General features: G+C 36.6%; 16 protein-coding genes. 9 read left to right on the plus strand and 7 right to left on the minus strand.

The window, feature by feature from the left end; translation table 11 throughout:
• Positions 1-68: 68 nt before the first annotated feature.
• Positions 69-1,310, minus strand: a complete 1,242-nt coding sequence (locus ACFCYJ_RS21905; RefSeq protein ID WP_376076998.1) for a hypothetical protein — start codon at positions 1,308-1,310, stop codon at positions 69-71.
• An 85-nt stretch (positions 1,311-1,395) separates the two neighbouring features.
• Between ACFCYJ_RS21905 and ACFCYJ_RS21910 the strand changes: the two genes are divergently transcribed.
• The 5 genes from ACFCYJ_RS21910 to ACFCYJ_RS21930 all read left to right on the plus strand — a co-directional run bounded on the left by ACFCYJ_RS21910 (position 1,396) and on the right by ACFCYJ_RS21930 (position 6,681).
• Positions 1,396-2,508: a mandelate racemase/muconate lactonizing enzyme family protein gene (locus ACFCYJ_RS21910; protein WP_376077000.1), complete on the plus strand. Its 1,113-nt coding sequence runs from the start codon at positions 1,396-1,398 to the stop codon at positions 2,506-2,508.
• 12 nt (positions 2,509-2,520) lie between these two features.
• The gene (locus ACFCYJ_RS21915) at positions 2,521-3,201 is read left to right on the plus strand and encodes a GNAT family N-acetyltransferase (RefSeq protein ID WP_376077003.1); all 681 of its coding nucleotides are present in this window, start codon (positions 2,521-2,523) and stop codon (positions 3,199-3,201) included.
• 1,055 nt (positions 3,202-4,256) lie between these two features.
• Positions 4,257-5,108, plus strand: coding sequence for an ABC transporter ATP-binding protein (locus tag ACFCYJ_RS21920; RefSeq protein ID WP_376077035.1), 852 nt, complete (start codon positions 4,257-4,259; stop codon positions 5,106-5,108).
• Complete coding sequence (locus ACFCYJ_RS21925) at positions 5,109-5,753, plus strand: ABC-2 transporter permease (protein WP_376077006.1); 645 nt, start codon at positions 5,109-5,111, stop codon at positions 5,751-5,753.
• Between the two features lie 283 nt (positions 5,754-6,036).
• Positions 6,037-6,681, plus strand: coding sequence for an ABC-2 transporter permease (locus ACFCYJ_RS21930; protein WP_376077008.1), 645 nt, complete (start codon positions 6,037-6,039; stop codon positions 6,679-6,681).
• A gap of 86 nt (positions 6,682-6,767) precedes the next feature.
• Here the strand turns inward: ACFCYJ_RS21930 and ACFCYJ_RS21935 are convergent, their stop codons facing one another.
• Complete coding sequence (locus ACFCYJ_RS21935) at positions 6,768-7,475, minus strand: Fe-S oxidoreductase (RefSeq protein WP_376077011.1); 708 nt, start codon at positions 7,473-7,475, stop codon at positions 6,768-6,770.
• Positions 7,476-7,594: 119 nt separating this feature from the next.
• Here ACFCYJ_RS21935 and ACFCYJ_RS21940 point away from each other — a divergent pair, with 119 nt between their 5' ends.
• On the plus strand, positions 7,595-8,026 hold the full coding sequence (locus tag ACFCYJ_RS21940; protein ID WP_376077013.1) for a DUF4395 domain-containing protein: 432 nt from the start codon (positions 7,595-7,597) through the stop codon (positions 8,024-8,026).
• 366 nt (positions 8,027-8,392) lie between these two features.
• Here the strand turns inward: ACFCYJ_RS21940 and ACFCYJ_RS21945 are convergent, their stop codons facing one another.
• On the minus strand, positions 8,393-8,560 hold the full coding sequence (locus tag ACFCYJ_RS21945) for a hypothetical protein (RefSeq protein WP_376077016.1): 168 nt from the start codon (positions 8,558-8,560) through the stop codon (positions 8,393-8,395).
• Between ACFCYJ_RS21945 and ACFCYJ_RS21950 the strand changes: the two genes are divergently transcribed.
• Positions 8,540-8,734 carry a hypothetical protein gene (locus ACFCYJ_RS21950; protein WP_376077018.1) on the plus strand — a complete coding sequence of 65 codons (195 nt, stop codon included), beginning with the start codon at positions 8,540-8,542 and terminating at the stop codon, positions 8,732-8,734. The two genes, ACFCYJ_RS21945 and ACFCYJ_RS21950, sit on opposite strands and share 21 nt — an antisense overlap.
• A 20-nt stretch (positions 8,735-8,754) precedes the next feature.
• Entirely contained in the window at positions 8,755-9,243 is a 489-nt protein-coding gene (locus ACFCYJ_RS21955; protein WP_376077020.1) for a GNAT family N-acetyltransferase, read from the plus strand.
• Between the two features lie 70 nt (positions 9,244-9,313).
• Here the strand turns inward: ACFCYJ_RS21955 and ACFCYJ_RS21960 are convergent, their stop codons facing one another.
• The 3 genes from ACFCYJ_RS21960 to ACFCYJ_RS21970 all read right to left on the minus strand — a co-directional run bounded on the left by ACFCYJ_RS21960 (position 9,314) and on the right by ACFCYJ_RS21970 (position 12,414).
• The gene (locus ACFCYJ_RS21960) at positions 9,314-10,279 is read right to left on the minus strand and encodes a DMT family transporter (RefSeq protein ID WP_376077023.1); all 966 of its coding nucleotides are present in this window, start codon (positions 10,277-10,279) and stop codon (positions 9,314-9,316) included.
• Positions 10,280-10,369: 90 nt separating this feature from the next.
• On the minus strand, positions 10,370-11,599 hold the full coding sequence (gene pepT / locus ACFCYJ_RS21965; protein WP_376077024.1) for a peptidase T: 1,230 nt from the start codon (positions 11,597-11,599) through the stop codon (positions 10,370-10,372).
• Between the two features lie 164 nt (positions 11,600-11,763).
• Positions 11,764-12,414 (minus strand): lysoplasmalogenase, encoded by a 651-nt coding sequence (locus ACFCYJ_RS21970; RefSeq protein WP_376077027.1) that lies wholly within the window; start codon positions 12,412-12,414, stop codon positions 11,764-11,766.
• 164 nt (positions 12,415-12,578) lie between these two features.
• Here ACFCYJ_RS21970 and ACFCYJ_RS21975 point away from each other — a divergent pair, with 164 nt between their 5' ends.
• Positions 12,579-14,267: a hypothetical protein gene (locus ACFCYJ_RS21975; RefSeq protein ID WP_376077030.1), complete on the plus strand. Its 1,689-nt coding sequence runs from the start codon at positions 12,579-12,581 to the stop codon at positions 14,265-14,267.
• 235 nt (positions 14,268-14,502) lie between these two features.
• On the opposite strand, the gene ACFCYJ_RS21980 is transcribed toward ACFCYJ_RS21975, so the two are convergent.
• Complete coding sequence (locus ACFCYJ_RS21980; RefSeq protein ID WP_376077032.1) at positions 14,503-14,928, minus strand: hypothetical protein; 426 nt, start codon at positions 14,926-14,928, stop codon at positions 14,503-14,505.
• Positions 14,929-15,460 lie beyond the last annotated feature (532 nt).

The following is a 15,460-nucleotide window of genomic DNA, read 5'->3' on the forward strand; positions in this document are numbered from 1 at the left end:
AAAAAACATCTGCAGGCCTAAGGACGAAGCCGCATCTGGGACGCAATTATGCCGAGGCATAATTGATCTTAGTAGACAGCAAAGTTCAATTCATATATTGTACGTGGGCGACCTTGTTGATGTGTCATTTCTTCACCAACTACTTTAGCATAGCCGTTATCCACTAATTTTTTAATAATGCGCTCTGTTGTGCGGCGTGTAACTTGTAAGTATTCTGAAAGATTATGAGATGTAAATTGAGCTGATTGTCGCTCTCGGCTAAAATGAATGATCTTGGAAATATTTAATGGACTTAAGCTTGTCTGCTTTGCCATTTGTAAAACGTAGGGATCATCTGTTTTTAAAGCTAGTCTTACTTCTGATTTAGGGAATGGACCTAGCAAGTTTTTATGTTCATCAAGTATATAAATTTCACAAGGTTTAGCAAATGTTAATGCATTCTTAGCATTTTGGTTAGCCTCAACGATAGAATGACCATACCCAAATGCTAGCTTAAATGACTGTTCGGTTTGTTGTAATAAGTTCTGTAAGTTCTCTTTTTCGAGTGCCATTTGCAAATGCCCGGCTGTCGTATATAGCTCAAAAGAATAAGGTGAAATTTCTTTATAAGTTGAATGTGTAGCTACAGTAATTTGCGTTAACATGTTATCGTCTATAGGTTTATTTTCAGGAGCTTCCAATAGTCCGACGACGGCTTTCGCAGATTCGGACTTTGTAAGAAGTGATTGGGATTTCGTCTCCTCTAAGTATTGAATAATGGAGTTAGTTGCATCTAACATGCGCATTGCAGGTATTTGAAGAGCCTGTAAATCATCAAACACACTATGAATACTTGTTATGACAAAGTCAATGCTGTTAGCTTCCCATAAAGCGATATGATGCTGCAATATAGATTGAGTAGGTTTAGTGATAGAAATAGGCTGAATATATGGTTTTGGACCACAATACTCAATTTCTGTTAGAACATTTTCGACAATAGCAGGATTCATAACATCAATGGAAATTCTATTTAAAGGTACTGCATGATTAGCTACAAGCGATAATAAAGTGGTAGAAATTGCCGTCTCATCTTGTTTTATATAATTCCAAGGTATGGGCAGTTCTGACAGTGCAGATTGGGCATGTAAATAGGGTAGCGTTCCTCCGAATAAAAGGGCATCACAGGGCTTAATTTCTTTTAACAAAACGGGTGCCTCTGTAGGTTGATTGTAAAGATAAAAATCTATTTGAATATTCTCTATGTTTTGTGCGATACTGTTTATACGCTTCATAAATGCTTTAGAGCAGATAACCGCTATTTTAGTAGACATAGGCAACGTTCCTTTTCTATTCTATATTTTTTCAATAATTAGCGACGTATTAGCGACAACTATATTATACAGGAGACTGATAAAAATGAAAATCCAACAAGTAGAAATTTTTGCAATCCATTTACCACTTATTGATCCATTTATCATCAGTTATGCTACATATGATACGATGCCTTCTATTATTTTGAAGGTGACGACAGACACAGGTATTGTAGGCTACGGTGAAGCAGTACCAGATGAGCACGTAACAGGGGAGACGTGGGAGAGCACGTACGCGCTATTAAAAAACCAACTTGCTCCTGCAATCATTGGAGAAAATCCAATGGCCTTTGAAAAGCTTCACGATAAAATGAACAAAGTAGTGAAGGATGTTCCAGCAGCGAAAGCAGCGATTGACATTGCTTGTTTTGATATTGCGGGGAAAGCGTTACAGGTTCCAGTGTACCAACTACTAGGTGGACGTTATCATGAGAAATTCCCGATTACACATGTATTGAGCATTGGAACACCTGAAGCGATGGCAGAAGAGGCGGCTAACCGTGTTGAGATGGGCTATCGATCATTTAAAATGAAGGTAGGAACAGAGGTAGCTCGTGATGTTGCTCGTATCAAAGCTGTACGTGAACGTGTTGGTGAAGACATTGCCATTCGTGTAGATGTAAACCAAGGATGGGGCAATGCATCAACTACATTACAAGGTTTACGTGCATTAAAGGATCTAAATATCGATTGGTTAGAGCAGCCAGTAGACAGTGAAGATATTGATGGAATGGTAGAAGTGAAGTCAAAAACAGATGTACCATTAATGATTGATGAAGGACTTCGCGGTGTACGTGAAATGCGTGAAATTATTGCGAAGCGTGCTGCAGATAAAGTTAATATTAAATTAATGAAATGCGGTGGAATTTATCCTGCTATGAAACTAGCAGTGATGGCTGAAATGGCAGGCATTGAATGCCAAATCGGTTCCATGGTAGAATCATCCGTTGGTTCAGCAGCTGGCTTCCATGTAGCATTCTCTAAAAAAATAATGACAAGTGTAGAATTAACAGGTCCATTAAAGTTCTCTAAGGATGTCGGAAACTTATACTATGATGTTCCATTTATCTGTTTAAATGAAAAACCAGGATTAGGTATCGATGTAGATGAAGAGATCCTGAAAGAATTGTGTAAGTTCTCAACAATTGTAACAGACTAAGGAGGCGGCGAAATGGAAAAAATTTATGAAGGTATGCTTGGGGAAACGCCGTTTTTTGTTACAACATTAAATCTTCAACAGTTACAAGAAATTGAAAAATTACAGCTTGAGGTTTATGAATCATTAGCAGACCAAAGTATATTACAGCCATTAAGCACGGAGGAATTTGACTATATTTTAAGCGGCAATGGCATGATGATCGGTGCTTTCGTAGGGGATGAGTTAATGGCCTTTCGCGCACTATTGAACCCACCTGTCGATGACGAACACCTTGGCTATGATTGCGGGATTGGCGAGGATGAATTTCATAAAGTTTTATATCAAGAAATATCGAATGTCTCACCAACATATCGTGGTTACGGCTTACAAAAAACATTAGCTCAAGTTGTCATGGGACATATCGATTTAGCAAAATATGATTATGTATGCTCAACGGTCAAGCCATATAATATCCCTAGTTTAAAAGATAAATTTTCCCAAGGATTAGTCGTGAAGGGATTAAAGATTAAGTATGTAGATAAGCTACGGTATATTTTCTATAAGGACTTACGACAAGAGCTACCAACTTTTACAGAAAAGAAGTCGATATCGATGGGGGATACAGTTGGTCAGCAACAGCTTTTAAAGCAGGGCTATATAGGTACTTCTATGTATGAGGATCAAAATGATTGGTTCGTCGTTTATGAAAAATAAATAACAGAAAAAAGCCTTACCTTTCATGTGAGAGGTAAGGCTTTCGTGTTGTGCATTAATAGAAGTGATATCTTCTTCTCTCCCGAATGCAGGAAACTGATACGGTTCACCTTTATACATCTCTTCTATCAAACGAACATGGGCGTATAGCATTTTATCGTTATACATTGAAGTAAGTCGTTGCTTTAAGGCACGTTTTTCTTGTTCGACAATTGTAGAATGGAATACTCCATTTTCAAGTATTGGACTGTAAAACAACTTCGTGCAATAAATCAAGGGATGATTTCAGTAAAGAATTAGAATCATTAAGAAATCGATCAGCAGGGATCTCCATTCTAAAAGTAATAATGTGATTGTCTCCCTTTTTCTGTGCATCTGAGAAAAGAGTTGCTCCATACATCCCATCAAGTTTTTGCTTTAATAGCTTACGATTTGGGTAATTTGTTGTTCCTCCATTCAGAATAGGGGGATTATTGCTCTTGCAGTAGTTACATCCTGCCAGCTCCAGGTAATGATTCGTTAGTATAAGATTGGATTTTCCCTACAGCTTCTGTGGAACTTCTGAAAAATACAAAGTATAAACCAAATCATTAATATTAGAATTAATCCTCTATGTAAAAATAAAATCAATAACTTGGAAATCACTATAATTTGTACGATTTCACGTTATAGCTAAAGTAGAGATGTCAATTTACATATTTTATTAATGCTCAGTGCTTAAGTTTTTCATTTAGCTTCGCATCAGTTGGTTAGACCTTTCGAAAGTTTGGATATGATCTTGTCAGTTCTGTGTTCCCTTAAGAAGGTATAAGTACTGTGCCTAAAGAAGACCCCGCCCTAGACAATATGAACAATAGATAAATCTATAAATCAGATGCCCTAAATATTACCTGAAATTCCTGATATGAACTGTTAAAATAGGGATGGAACAATATTTATAGATGAGGAGGTCAAGATGCTAACCTTGATAAATTAGTAGAGGGGATTATAGAGGATCCGGAGTACCTCGAATTTCTTCTGGAAAGACTTATAACTATTAATATAGGAGTGAAATGATGTCAAACCTTTTGGAGATTAAAAATATTAGCAAATCATTTGGTGACAAAGTTGTCTTAAAAGATGTTACGTTCAATGTGCCTGCCGGATCAATTGTTGGGTTCATTGGCGATAACGGGGCAGGTAAATCAACAACATTTAAAACAGCACTAGGATTAATTTCTAAAGATGGCGGTACAACAAAAATATTTGGTGAAGAAAATATAAATAAACATGCCAAGATTAAGGAAAAAATCGGAGTCGTGTTTGATGCTATGAATCTACCGGCCAATCTTACAATAAAACAGCTAAATAAAGTTTTTAAAAACCTTTATGAGTTTTGGGACCAAGACAATTTTTATCGATTAGTTAATACTTTCTCATTACCTATAGATAAAAAAGTAAAAAAACTCTCGCGTGGGATGTCGATGAAACTGTCTGTATCTGTTGCATTGTCGCATAATGCAAAATTACTAATACTAGATGAAGCTACTGGAGGACTTGATCCCTCATCAAGAGAAGATTTGTTAAATGAATTAACAAGCTTTGTGAGTAAAAGTAACGGCGGTATATTACTTTCATCTCATATTATGAGTGATATCGAGAAAATAGCTAGCCATGTTGTCTTTATAAAAGATGGTGAAATTTTATTAAATGAAGTGAAGGATAAGCTTTTAGAAAGTTATACTGTTGTAGATATTGACGAGAAACAACTAGCGTTACTAAACAAAGATATAGTTGTGGCCAAAAAGAACTATGGTTCTTATTTCAGTGTACTTGTATCAGATAAACAGAAATTGCCAGATGAAATTGCTGCTAAAACCATCGCAATGGAAGAACTTAGTGTCTTTTTAACTAGGAGTGATAAATAAGTGCGAGGTTTATTGTTGACAAACTATTATCTAGTTTTTCGAAGCCTTTTTGTGTACATAGGGGTAGCACTTTTGGGCTCTGGCTTAATTTTTTATTTTGGTGATACATCAATACACCGTTATGTTGCTTTTATAACTTTGTTTGTGGCGATGCCTGCACTTGAAGTTATAAAACATGAGGGTAAATCTGGTTATGATAAGTATGTACTTACTTTACCGGTTTCTAGAACTAATATTGTACAAAGTCACTACTTTTTCTATTTCACAACTGTAGTAATCGGTACTTTATTATCGTGTGGCATATTTTATATACACGGCCTAGTTTCTGATACACCATTAAATGGAATATATAATACAGTTTCTTTGGGTACTTTCATAGTCCTCTTTGCTGGAGCGGTTGCTTTTCCATTCCTATATGTTTTTGGGTCAGAAAAATCTGATGTCATAACAGTCGGAGGTGCAATTGGAGGATATATAGCTACTTTAGGGATACAAAGTTTAATTAGATATCTAACAGAACCACTGTCAAATTTAAATATAGATCCTTCTTTTTACGTCCCAATTATATTTCTAACATTTGGTGTTGTCATATATATACTGTCTTTTTTCATTGCTACATTTATATATTATAAGAAAGAATTTTAGTTTGCATTTTTTATAAAAAGCTTTGTGAGTAATAGTAACGGTGGTTTATTATAGTCATCTTTATTAAATGAAGTGAAGGATAAGGTTATAGAAAGTTATGCTGTTGTAGATATGGATGAGAAACAAGTAACATTACTTAAAAAAGGTTAGTTGTGGCTAAAAGGAACTATGGTTCTTATTTCAGTGTACTTGTATCAGATAAACAGAAATTGCTAAATGGAATGGCGCTAAAACCATTTCCATGGAAGAGCTTAGTGTCTTATTAACATGGAGTGGTAAATAAGTGCGAGGTTTATTATTGACAAACTATTACCTAGTTTTTCGAAGCCTTTTTGTGTACGCAGGGATAGCACTTTTAGGCTCTGTATTAATTTTTTATTTTGGAGATGCATCGACATATGGTTTTGTTCCTATGATAACTGGATTAGCGGTGGCGCCTGCACTTGAAGTTATAAAACATGAGGGTAAATCTGGTTATGATAAGTATGTACTTACTTTACCAGTTACTAGAACTAATATTGTACAAAGTCATTACTTTTTCTATTTTATAGTTGTAGTAATCAGTACTTTATTATCATATGGCATATTATATATATTTGGCCTAGTTTCAGATACACCAATTTATGGCATATATAAGAGAGTTTCTTTTGTTAATTTCATAGTCCTCTTTGCTGGAGCGATTGCTTTTCCACTCCTCTATGTTTTTGGGTCAGAAAAATCTGAGGCTATAACAATCGGAGGTACAGGTGGGGGACTTATAGCTTCTTTTGGAGTACAAGGTTTAATTTTATATCTAGTAGAACCACTGTCAAATTTAAATATAGATCCATCTTTATACATTCCAATTATATATATAACATCTGGTGTTGCCATATATATACTTTCTTATTTCATTGCTACATTTATATATCATAAGAAAGAATTTTAATTTACAATTTTTATGCTGTTTTTTAACATTATGAAGCCATACCTTTTCATTATGAGAAGTATGGCCCTTTTTTGTTATGGAGATTTTTATTTCATCGGGCAAAAGCCACAAGCCATTAAACCAGGTATGTCTTTAGAAAAACAACATGATTTTCGTACTGGGACGTTCACTAAATTAGTGGGGCTTTGACCTTCTGTATATTGTGCCCACCACGATTTGTTGGAGAAACGTGCCCATGTTTTAGGATCCTCTAAAGTTTCAATATCCTCCATTGCTTGATCAGCAAGACCAGGATTAGAAAGCAATATATGATAGTGCCAAAGTAAATATCCAAAGAAATTCTCCCAAATAGTGAGAGGGGAAATAGATGTTACTTTTCGGAGCTGTTGAACGATAACATGCCCATCATATAGGATCTTTTCAATAACGGCTTGACGTTCTTCCTCCTCAACATAACGCCAATCGTTTGGGTTAACAAACATGGCGACTGTAAAACTGTCGAATTCTTTTGCTGCGTCAAAGCGAAGCTCGATAGGTTTACCGTTCCACACCTCGTCATAAGCAGCAAGCATGTAAAGTTGCATAGCGAAAAACATACCGTAGCGGCGTGCAAAATGAGAAATAGCGGCTGTTTCTGTTGCTGCGTCTGTAATACCCATCATCAAGTTTAAAAAATCAGGATGGTAAAAGTCTTTATGTATATCAGCTAATGTAAATAATGTCCGCTTTGGTTCTGTCGTATAAATGCTATAGGAATTCAATTGACGAACTTGATCCATCGTTAATGCTGGCATTGTCATCACCTTTTCTTTCAATCATCTGTTACGTTTATTATAAATTAATCATTTTTACTTCACAAATGGAATGCAGTATAGTAAAATACATTAAACATATCCGAAAGGTAGGTTTTAAAATGTCACAGCCTCATGCAATTCCAAGGCCTCTCGTTCGACTTAATCAATGGACGATTTTTTTGAGTGTCATTCTAACGTGGATAACAGGTGTCTTTTGGATTTTAGCAATTCCTTTAATAGCAAATTTACTTGGTCTTTTATGCGATTTTAACCCTATTATTCGAGTAGGGAAGCTGTTTTTAAAAAAGGCGCCATCTACATATATACCAGAGGATGCGCAGCAGCAAAAATTCAATTCCAGTATTGCTAGCTTTTGTTTAGCAGGTGGAATTTTAGGTTACTTGCTTAAATGGCAGGCGGTTGGCTATGTCTTTACAGGAATGGTTGCTGTAGCTTCATCGATAGCAATTGCAGGATTTTGTATAGGCTGTTTCCTACATTTTCAGCTAAGGCAATGGCAATACCGTCGCTCGCTGAAGAAGGCATTGTGACATTAATTTCTTTTAGCAGAAAGAAATTGAAAAAACTTTAAGAAATTTTCAGATTAATGTTGACTTTATAATTGATAATGATTATCATTATCGTATAAAGATTATTCCTCGTCTACAATACAGTGTAGACGAGGAATAATCTTTAGCTACTTTTCTCCAGAAGTTTGCTAGTTCATGATAACGCTCCTAGAACCCCCCTCATTTTTTGGGAACGTAAAATCTCTAGACGACTCACTCCATTGTGACTGAGTCGTCTTTTTTTGATTGAAACTGCAATTGTTCCGATAAAACGAGATAATATTCCGATAAAAGCTAAAATTGTTCCGATAAAATGAGATTATGTTCCGATAAATCTTCAAAGTATTCCTATAAAAATGAACTCATCGCCATAACGTGGGGGTGATTTCCGTTCCGAGTGGGCGCTTTGTTGTTGCTGTCGCTACGCTTTCGCACAGATAAAACAATTGCTGCCGCTTCGCTTTCGCACAGAGCAGAGCTTCCTGGGGGCGTCCGATGAGCCGCTTGGGCCAACATGATGTTGGTCACGAAGGCGTTATCACAGGACGTGATGATTTTAGCCTTCGTTCCTCTATTGCTAATCCCCGAGGAGTCGCCCAGTCTCCACTCCAATCAACACTAATATATAGCGTACATTTAACTCATAATCATCATACCGAAAATTACAATTTAATATATAATATACCTTAATAAGAAGGGGTGATTATTTCATGTTTTATATTAGAAACTTCGAAGGTGATAAAAACGAGTTTGAGTTCTTTCTAGATATGTTATATGAGTCTATTCATATTCCTGAGAATAAACCATCAAAAGAAATTTTACTAAACTCGCCTGACATAAGAAAATATCACGAAGGTTGGGGGAGAAAGGGAGATAGAGTGTTGATTGCTTTTAACACAGAAAATCAAACTGTTGGTGCAGTCTGGTACAGATTGTTTGACGACAATAATAAAAGTTATGGTTATATTGATGGCAACACGCCTGAAATAGGAATGGCTGTTTCAAAAGAAGTAAGAGGAAGAGGGGTGGGAACTTTACTAATGCATAAAATAATTCAACAAGCAAAGGATGAAGGATACAATACCATTTCACTTAGTGTAGACCTCGAAAACGACACGGCCATTCATATGTATCAAAAACTAGGCTTTAAAGATTATGAAGTAGTAGGGACATCTAAAACAATGATTTATAAATTTTAGTGTTCTCTAGAATAAAAAATGTACACTACTAAAATAGTAATGTACATTTTTATATTTTTTGTCTTTCATATTACTGAGTAGAACTACTGCTAGGGACAGCGCTTTTTTTCCCTAGTATCATCGTATAGTAGCTATGTAATAGCATGCCAACAATGATGACACCTAGACCCGCGAGAGCAATTGGATTTGGGAATGCGATACCGAGCAACAATACTTCACCAATAATGACAAAGAGTATTTCAGTCGATTGTGTTGCTTCAACTGCTGCAAGCTTGCCTTGATGATCGCGAACACGGTCGGTTGCAATGAAAAATAATGTTGTGGCGATGACACCAGAGCTTATACCTACAAGCAACGATTGCATCACTTGGCTGCTTGAAGGGAGCCCGACCGTTGCCATTGCATAAATGGCTAGAATAATCCATGCGGGCATCGAGGCGATGGTCATCCCGAGAACTCGTTGATATGTATCGATACGTCCGCCACAGATTTCCATCATTTTGCGATTACCAAGAGGGTACGCAAAAGCAGCAATGACAACAGGTAAAATGCCAAGCATTAAACTTTTAAGTGGAACGGATTGTGCCTGTGGTACTTGGATAAGTAAAATGCCGACTAAAATGACACATGAAATGAGTAATGAAATAAGCGGTATTTTTTGACGTACTGTTTTCCCAGCTACTACTGAAACAAATAGGGGAGCTAGTAATACACCAGCGACAATTGTCAATTGCCATGTTCCGGAAACGAGCCAACCTGGACCGAATGCTGCTGCAAATGTCAGTGGGGCATAGAACAATACGAACCCAATAAAGCTCCAAAGCAGCCAAGCTACAGGCTGTGCTTTCATCTCACCTGATAGTTTGGAAAAGCCTCTTCGATAAAAGACGATCGCAAGTAAAAACGGTAGCATGAAGAAATAGCGCAGCGATGCACTCCATAGCCAGCTACCACCTTGCATTTCCATTGCATGATTCAATATAAATGTAACAGCAAAAAAAAGTGAGGCTAAAATGCCCAATGCAATTTCTTTCATTAAAATCACCTCAAAATCCTTCGTTTAATTCGAAAATTCAGTCATCTCTTTCGGAAAAATTAAGAAGAAGGGGTAAACCCTTCTTCTTAATTATTTTCCTTGTTGTTCAAATAGCTCAACAATCTCAACAATCACTTGTGTAGCTTTCTCCATTGTTTCTGCAGATACATATTCGAATTTACCGTGCATATTTTCGCCACCTGCAAAAATGTTTGGTGTCGGTAAGCCCATGTAAGAAAGCTGTGAACCATCAGTACCGCCACGGATTGGTAATGTAATTGGAGTAATATCTAACTTTTCCATTGCTATGCGTGCAATGTCAACGATTTCTTTAACAGGCTCAATTTTTTCGCCCATATTATAGTATTGATCTTCCATAGTAATGCTTAAAGCATCCTCGCCATATTGGGCTTTAATTTTTGCTGCAGCATCAAGAATTAATTGCTTTTTCGCCTCGAACTTTTGACGGTCATGGTCACGGACGATATAAGAAAGCTCAGTATGTTCAATCGCACCGTTAAAGCCCATTAAGTGAATAAAGCCCTCATAGCCTTCCGTTTTTTCTGGTACTTCATTGGTAGGCATTTCATTTTGGAAAGCGATCGCCATTGTGATGGCATTGACCATTTTATTTTTTGCAGAACCAGGGTGTACACTCGTACCTTTTGTCACAACCTTTACACCTGCTGCATTAAAGCTTTCGTATTGTAGCTCGCCAAGTGGTCCGCCATCCATCGTATAAGCATAGTCGGCTCCAAATGCAGCCACATCGAATTTATGAGGACCGCGGCCAATTTCTTCGTCGGGTGTAAACGCTACACGCAATTTACCATGCTTAATAGAAGGAGTGTTTACTAGGTATTCCATAGCCGTCATAATTTCTGCGATACCAGCTTTATCGTCAGCACCTAATAATGTCGTACCATCCGTTGTAATTAACGTTTGACCTACATAATTTTTAAGCTCAGGAAAATCCGTTGGCGACATCGCTAGATTTTCATTGAGCTGGATAACTCCGCCATCATAGTTGTCAATGCGCTGTGGATTAACGTTTGTGCCAGTGAAATCTGTTGTCGTGTCCACATGTGCTAAAAAACCAATAGTAGGCACTTTTTTATCTGTATTTGCTTCGAGTGTCGCAAATAAATAACCATTTTCATCTAATGTAATATCAGTTAAGCCTATTGCAGCTAGTTCATCTTTTAGTACATGCAATAAGTCAAATTGCTTTTGTGTTGAAGGAGTTGTTTCGCTTGTGAAATCAGATTGTGTATCAATTTTTGCATAACGAATTAAACGCTCGATTACTTGTTCTTTCATAAGTATGGCCTCCTAATGTATATGTTTAACTTCTTTCAGCGGGTGTCCAAACACCCGCTGAAAGAAGTTAAAGCCTCCGGCGGATGTCACGGAATCGGAAAAGAAGTTCTTTGTGCAAGCACAAAGCCGATTCTGGACGCAATTATGCCGAGGCATAATTGATATTATTGTAACACTTTACTTCGGATTTCGGAATATTGAGAAATGCTTAAGGCAATTAGTATTTGGGCACCGTAATAGGTCAACATAATAACCTCGTGTGAAAATGGTAAGGGCATAACAAACTTGTTAATAGATAAATAGGAATCTGATGAGATAAATAGCAGAGCTCCAATCGTTGCAAATGTAGAACCTGTTCGAATCGCCGTCCAACCCATCGTTAGTATGACCGAAATATAGGCAATGACCGCGATACCAAGCACGACTTCTCCTGATGAAAACACGGTACCTGCAATCCACACAGCCATACTTGCCCCGTAAACGAGTAAGACAATCTTCGCCCAAGTCGGTACTTGTCGTTCATTAGTAGAAAAAAAGGCGAGGATATAAAAAATATGCCCGATTAAGAAGCTTGTTAGTCCAACTAGAAACCACTGTAGTGTATAATCACCGACCATACAAAACACAAGTCCGATGACGATCAGTAGTTGATACTTTTTAATGCCTAAATTTTTTTGTGTAGCGGCTAACATAATGATCAGAAGCATTGGAATAACTTTAAAGATAAGTATCAAGTTTTCTGGAATATGGGGCAGGAAAAAAATATAATATAGACCAAATAAAATAATAAATGTTACTAAAATTTTTTTAGACAAATTTCTCATCTCCTTTTCTTTGAAATTCTTTATCTATGTTGAAATTTCCTTTATTCTGTTGTGAAAGAAATGCACAAAGGGGTTTCTATACTCATCGTATGAATGAAACTTTTTTAGTATGTAGCCGTAAATAAGAGGACAGTAGGTAAGAGAGGGTGAACGAAATGACCAAGCTATTAATAGCTTCAGCAGTCATTGGACTAATTGCGAGTGTTTTATTAACACCGCTTATAACGAAAAAGCGAGAAGACGGATCTAGAAAGGTAATTGGATTCTTCTTTATCGGTGTATTTGTACTAGGATCTTTAGCTACTGGTATAACAGTATATGTGACGAAAATGGATGTAAACTGGCTTGCTTTTTGGCCCGCTACTATTCTATTAACATTAGGTGGTGCGCTTCTTGCAAGTGGTATTGAAAGAAAAATAAAGGGTGTTTTATTTTTAGCTAGTTTAGGTGTTGCGGTGTTTGTATTATCAGCTCCTTTATGGAATGCAAACGAAAAATATAATTCAGCTGAAATGAAGGAAAAGGTTGAAATAAAACCATTCGATGAAACACAAACTCCAGCTAGTGTTCCTCCTAAATTTGCGCGCAATAAGATGAAAAAAGCGTTCGGACAAGTACCGAATACGAGTTATTATGAGCTAGGGCGCTTACAAATTCAAAAAGTGAATGGTGAGTATGTTTATATAGCACCGGTTGAGTTCTCTGGTTTCTTTAAATGGTTCAATGGCGGGACGACTCCTGGTTACTTTATAATGAGTGCAACAGATTCAGCGGATAATCCTAAATTTGTTGAGCAGGAAATGAAGTATGTTCCGTCTGCTTATTTAAATTCAAATTTAGAGCGTCATATTCGTTTACAACATCCATTCCTTGTTTTTTGTGGAGATGTTCAGCTTGAAATAGATGATGAAGGTAAGCCATACTACATCCGTTCATATGGTGAATTTATTTCAGCGCGTAATGGCTTCGATGTAAAAGGGATCGTGCTTGTAGATGCCCTATCAGGAAAATCAGAAGTGATCAAGCTGGAGGATGTCCCAGAATTTATTGATGGAGCGGTTTCTCCAGAGACAGTAAGCTTACAAAACAGTTATTTTGGTAACTACGTACACGGATTTTGGAATAGTAAGTTTGGTAAGAAAGACGTAAAACTTCCTTCAGATGAGGGAACAGAGGCAAATGTTAGCCCAATTTTTGACGAGAAGGGCGATATGTATTATTTCACAGACTTTACGAGCCCTAAAGAGGGTGTCGATTCAATGCTTGGCTATTCGTTAACAAATGCCCGAACAGGTCAAGCAACTTATTACACTGGAAATTTAGACGCTTCTTATATGGATTCACAAGGTAATTTGCAAATTATTGAGAAGAAATTTATTGAAAAGAAATGGTCTGGGGAAATGCCGGTGTTGTATAACTTTTACGGTGAGGCTAGCTGGCTAACCGCGGTGCTTGACTCAAATGGTTTCTTACAAAATTATTTCATCGTATCTGCGGCAAATCCTGAAATTTCCGTTTATGCGACAACCCCTAAAGAGGCTTTGAAATTATATAAAACAGCCTTAAGTCGTGGTGGAACGACAGTAGAAGGAAGCTCACATGCAGAAGAGAAAAATGTAAGTGGAAAGGTACTTCGCGTATACAAGGAACGTCTTGGCGAATATACAGTTGTATCATTTTTACTTAATAACGGGGAAAACTATTTGGTAAGCTCAGAAACTGAACCACTTGCAATTTATTTACAAGAAGGTGATGATGTCATTCTCACTTATGGTGATACAGGAGAGCAGTTCTTACCAGTTCGATCAATGGTTGTTAAAGGATTAATAGAAGAAAAAAGATAAAATCAATTTCGCCTTGGCGTAATTGCGTCCGGATTTTGAATTGTGCCTGCACAATTCATTCCTTTCAAAATCCGTGACATCCGCCGGAGGCTTTTTCTTCATTCAGTAGGTGTTTGTGCACCATTTAAAAGAAACCATATCCATATTTATCTCACCACCTTTAAAAGTGGGAGTCTTCTACTGAATGAAGAAAAAAGACGATCAAGTAGTAATGCGCTACGAAGATCGTCTTTTTTTATGTTGGCTGAGATTCCATATAATGAAGCATCTTTTCCTGGTGATTCGTATAAAGTGCTTTGGCATGATCGTTTAACGCAAATATTTCATGAATGTACCCTTGGAGTAATTTATGTTCATATTCAAAAGTATAAGAATCTTCATTTTCTACTATATGCGCTAATAAAAGTGTATGTAAGACAGCGACTTCTAAATTTTGTGTGTTTGTAATGAATTTTAAGTTGAGGATGGTAGTGTGCGAAACGAATTGATTAACATAATCAATAGCATTCTTATAAACGGCTAAGTCAATATGTGGTTCAAGTCGTTTTCTTAATAATGTACAATTATTATTTAAGTCTTGAATTTTTAAAAACAAACCTCTTACACTTCGCTTATGTTGTTGTTCTAAGGTACGAGCAAGATCTTTATTGACATAGGACATTTTTACATAATTCCTTTCCGCATAGTGGTCATCTAATAGTATTAATGGAATTATATAAAAAGGAAAGAGTCTTTTTGTTTAATTTATATTTAAATTTAACTTCTTCCAGCGGATATTCAAGCACCTGCTGAAATATAGGAACTCAGTCTAAGAACGCCAGCGAATTAGGGGAGGAGTCCGTTTTTTTATTGTTTTAGAACCCTGGACACGAAAGATATTAAACTGAAATGAACTCAATTACTATATAGGAAGCTTTTCAACGAAATGAAAAAGCATAAATTTTTATTCGAAAAGGTGTTGACCTTTTTGGATTAAGGGTGTAGTATTATACAAGTCGTTAAGATAACTACTGAAAAACAACAACTACATTAAATAAATTAGTTGTTGACATCGTGTTTACGACATGATATTATATAAGAGTTGCTGCTAAAAAAACAGCGACGAAATGAACCTTGAAAACTGAACAAGCAAAACGTAATCAATAAAGTTTTTAGTAGCTAACCTTGAGTTGGTGAACGAAACAAAATTTTGG

The sequence above is a fragment of the Lysinibacillus sp. NPDC056232 genome (genome assembly GCF_042267565.1).
In the GTDB taxonomy this organism is placed as follows: Bacteria; Bacillota; Bacilli; order Bacillales_A; family Planococcaceae; genus Lysinibacillus.